At 39.0% G+C, this 4469-nt stretch carries 4 protein-coding genes; 3 read left to right on the top strand and 1 reads right to left on the bottom strand.

Going from position 1 to position 4469, the window contains the following annotated elements:
* The first annotated feature begins 264 nt into the window (after window positions 1-264).
* Window positions 265-1071 (top strand): hypothetical protein, encoded by an 807-nt coding sequence (locus F6J94_RS30780; RefSeq protein ID WP_293047227.1) that lies wholly within the window; start codon window positions 265-267, stop codon window positions 1069-1071.
* Window positions 1072-1285: 214 nt separating this feature from the next.
* Here the strand turns inward: F6J94_RS30780 and F6J94_RS30775 are convergent, their stop codons facing one another.
* Window positions 1286-1603 (bottom strand): hypothetical protein, encoded by a 318-nt coding sequence (locus tag F6J94_RS30775; protein ID WP_293047225.1) that lies wholly within the window; start codon window positions 1601-1603, stop codon window positions 1286-1288.
* Between the two features lie 317 nt (window positions 1604-1920).
* On the opposite strand from F6J94_RS30775, the gene F6J94_RS30770 reads away from it, so the two are divergent.
* Both F6J94_RS30770 and F6J94_RS30765 read left to right on the top strand, forming a co-directional pair.
* Window positions 1921-2160 (top strand): hypothetical protein, encoded by a 240-nt coding sequence (locus F6J94_RS30770; RefSeq protein WP_293047223.1) that lies wholly within the window; start codon window positions 1921-1923, stop codon window positions 2158-2160.
* 1211 nt (window positions 2161-3371) lie between these two features.
* On the top strand, window positions 3372-4442 hold the full coding sequence (locus F6J94_RS30765; RefSeq protein ID WP_293047221.1) for a response regulator: 1071 nt from the start codon (window positions 3372-3374) through the stop codon (window positions 4440-4442).
* Window positions 4443-4469 lie beyond the last annotated feature (27 nt).

Genomic DNA, 4469 nt, shown 5'->3' with positions numbered 1-4469 from the left:
TCCAATGCTAATAGACTTGATATCACTCTCAAATTCATACAACAAAAAAAATAAATAATTGCTTATTAGGAGATAGTTAACGCCCAATTATTCATCATATAAATAATAGATATGGTTGAAATAGCCGCCTGAAACCATAACATAAAAAAATTAAATCAATAAATAAAAATTAACCAGAGTAAACCTTAATCAGTTTTATTTGATTAAAATAAAATTTAACCTGTTAAAATTTTATTTAATGACATTTTTATGCAAGTATCGGCTATGCACAAAACCTTTATTTTTATTTGGGCAAAAAAAATAGTCAAACAAAATCTGACCCATTTGTTGAAAAGGGTATTTAGCATCTTTATACTCTTACTATTAAGTACTGGATGCACCCAGATTCCATTACCAGGACGGCAATTAACTAATCGATTACTCCGTCAACCTCCCGAAGCAATTTTTCAGCTTACGGTGACCAAATCAGACCGTCCAGGGATCTACACCGTAGCAGGAACCACAAATCTTCCGGAGGAAATTCCCATCACGGTAGCAGCGATTCGCTATTTGCACCCTAATCAACAGCTCTCTTTCAACAGAGACGCAAATTTTATCTATTCAATTCTGGCTTATCAAAATGTCGATGTAAAGAAGGGAAGATGGCAGACCGACTTGAAACTATGGCAAATTGCACCAGACGGTCAGTTTCAAGAAGTCTGGCAAATGGATCAGTCCAAACTTGGCTTATCACTAAAACCAGCAGAGGAAGTAACCTTCCTAGCCACCCTCACCCCCAAAGAGTCCCTCTGGGAACTAGAAGAGGAGTTAAAGAAGCAGCGAATAACCCTAGCAAGCAGCCTGATCAACAATACATCTGATGGTCAACGGTATGTCCAGGCACGTCAAGTTCTGTCCGTTGCCTTACCCACCGGTCAGACCAAACCACCTGAACCTAGACCTGAGGATATTAATCATGGCTGGGGCAAGCGGTATCTGCTGCTACCAGAACCACCGATTATTTATAAGCTTGACAAGCCTAATCAACGTCGAATCGATGCTCCCCTTTCAACTCCTGAGTTTTTACAATGATCTCTGGTTTAAGGAGTGATGGAGTGATGGAGTGATGGAGTGATCACTCCATCCCTCCGTTCTTGTGCTTAGACAAAAAATAGTGTGGAAAGGGAATTTGCCTCACCTGTTTATCCCCTCATCTGTTCATCCGCTCACCCCTTGAGAGTAGTGATACTAATATCCCCCATCACAACACACTGGCAAGCTAGACGTGCATGAGGATTGTCTGGAGCTAACACATCAAGCAAATCCTGCTCATCAAAGGAGAGCTTATACGTCCACCCATCCCTTTGAAGGCGGCTAATGTTTTATCCATATCCTTAGGTTTGGTTGACCTAGGACAGTGAAAAACTGTTTCGCCCATTAGGGCTAATTCTGTCTTATTACCAATAGTGTTAAAGGCACGAACGTGGTAACATTCTTGATTAGTTTCAACATCTAGGGCATGACAGATTACTTCGTAATCATCAAAGGGTAAGAAGGCATTTGCTGTCACTTCATTGAATAAGATTGTATTAGTTTCAGTAGCAGCAATTAAATAGTAATTCAAAGCCTAATAGAGATGGTTGAGAGCTTTTTTTTGGGAGGGTGAAGCCGCTTCATAGAGGCAGGGCTGTTTCATTCTAGAGTAAAAAGGGGGATAGTGAAGCTTGAGTCGGTAAAACCCGGATAATTTGCTCTTATAGTTCAAAAAATCATGGATAAAAGCTTAATCGACGTTTCTCTTGCAAATACCTGATCACCCTTGATCATCATGGTCTTCGTCATCCTCTGTCGCTAGTGCTTCTAATCATCATTATGGGGATGATGAGTGGCTATTGAGGTTATCGACATCATGGTAGATTTGTGGAACGCCACCGCAGATAATTGATTAGTATACTTCAAATTCCCAATGCTCGTGTTCCTTCTTATTCAGCTATCAGAAGAGTCATGGTTAATTTAGATTACGAAAAACTTCAAATAGTGTTTAATGAATGGAGTAAACAGTATAGTGTGATTCCCTCTTCAGAATGGATATCCCTCGATGGTAAGAGCGTCAAAAATACCGTTACTAACTACGATAATGCGCAACAAAACTTTATGAGCTGTGTTTCTGCTTTGTCTTGATGCAAAGCGCGAGTGGGGGTTTCCCCCATGAGCGACTGCATCAAGACAATGAGCCATAATCTGGGCGTTGCTGAATCAAGTAATGAATAGCAGTAGAGTGGGCATCCTGCCCCCTCGACCAGATATTGATAACGGGCAAGATGCCCGTTCCACCAAGATGCCCGTTCCACCAAGATGCCCATTCTACAGGTGCGACCCAAGGGCGCGAGGGATTGCTCGCGCCCTTGGAGGCGCGCACCTACTCTTAAAATCATTCTATTATTCAGCAACGCCATAATCTGAGCTATATCCTCAGTTTTTGTACTTAAGAGTAATTATCTCTGATTATCTTCTATTTTATTGAGAATGAAATAGCCCTGGGGTTATATAGGGGCTATATAAACGTAGAGGCTTTCTTCGACTTGCCGTAGGCTAGTCCAACTTCAGTGTGCAAGTTAATTGTGTAACAGCTTAGTTAACCCCCATGAATCATAACTTGAAAATAAGGATATTGACAAGTGCAATTTTGGTTATATTAACTAATTTGTCGTTAATGTAATTAGCCAAATCTTAAAGTGATTTTAGCTAAGCTTCTTATTGATTAGAGCAGTACTTCCGACTATCATGATAAATTCCGAGACTTTTTCCCTGACCCATTGTTAGGTAATATTTTCTGCCAGTCAGTAAATAGTCACTGATTAATTACACTAACTTCATCCATTGAAAAAAACTATTTATATAAGCTTTACACAGATGATACACAATCTTGTTATGATAATTGACAACGAGTGAATTTTTGGTTAATCTAGTATTGGGAAATTTTTTCTGTCCCTAGAGGGTGTATGCAAGCTGACTATAGTTACCCTTCACTCTTGGATGTCATGGTGCAATGCAAATGAGAATCCACCCCTCATTTTTTTTCAAATAACTTAAAACCGTTTAATTTTTGAATCTCAGCTCCCATTCATTTCTGAGATATCAAATTCAGGGAAGCAGCTACTACCTAAGTTGATTAGGTAATCTTTACTAGTCACATAACCTATTGTACAGTTTTAGTTAGGGTATGGCTGTTATTTGTTTGGAAAATCGATTTTTAGTTAAAAAAATAATTTCACTTCAATAAAACTTTACGGAATCTACCCTAGCTAGGATGTAGCTAACTATTACGCCAAGGAAATCAATCATTAGTATTGATTTTTTTCATCAATTGATTTACAGCGGATTAGAGAAAAATGAACTCCACCTACATCAATAGCTACAGGCATGATAAAAAACTAAACCCCCTTTCCTTATTGGCTCAATTATCCAGTCGTCATGCCAATGGATGTTTACAAGTATCTAGTGGTTCAGTTTCTTGGTCAATCTATCTAGAAAATGGTAAATTAATCTATGCCTCAAACTCCATCAACCCCTTTGATCGCCTAGACCATTACTTATCTCGTCTAAGTCGTAGAATTACTACCCTTGTTAGTGCCGTTCGGGTTCAGGTTCGTCTGCTCTTTGAAGCCAACTTAAACAGTACTTCAAGTTATCCTTCAGATTACCAAGCAATTTGTTGGTTGGTCAATCAACATTATCTGAATTCCGTTCAGGCAGCAAGTCTAATCGAAGAATTGGCTGAAGAGGTAATAGGTTCTCTGCTGTCAGAGAAAGAAGGAACTTACCAATTACTTGAGACTAACCCATCTGAGGATTTGCCTAAATTTTGTAGGCTTGACCTTCGCACAATTGTTGAACACTGTTACGAACAGTTACAAAATCAGGCCTCTTCTCAATCAAAGCCAGTGAATAATCCCTATAGCTCTCATTCTGTAGTCCCAATCGGAAATTCTACACCATTGAACTCAATTCACGAATCCTCTCTAAATAACTCGGCTCCATTAGAGCAGAGATTTCAGCATCATACCTCGGTTAATCAACAACCAACGTCTACCAGTAAAACTTACAAGATTGCTTGCATTGATGATAGTACAAGTGTTTTAAATGCCATTAACTCCTTCTTGGAAGATAAAAGTTTCTCTGTTGTCATGATTAATGACCCAGTTAGGGCATTAATGCAAGTTATCCGCATTAAGCCTGACCTAATTTTACTCGATGTTGCCATGCCAAACTTAGATGGTTATGAGCTATGTTCTCTGTTACGAAAGCATTCACTTTTTAAACATACCCCAATTATTATGGTAACTGGCAATACTGGTTTCCTAGACCGAGCTAAGGCTAAACTTGTTGGAGCATCTGGTTACTTGACTAAACCGTTTAACCAATCCGATCTCCTCAAGATAGTGTTTAAACATCTCAACTAATCATTGGGTATCTATCTACTTTATATA

The organism is Moorena sp. SIO1F2 (assembly GCF_010672755.1).
Classification (GTDB): Bacteria; Cyanobacteriota; Cyanobacteriia; order Cyanobacteriales; family Coleofasciculaceae; genus Moorena.
This window is presented reverse-complemented; position numbering and strand designations above follow the sequence as displayed.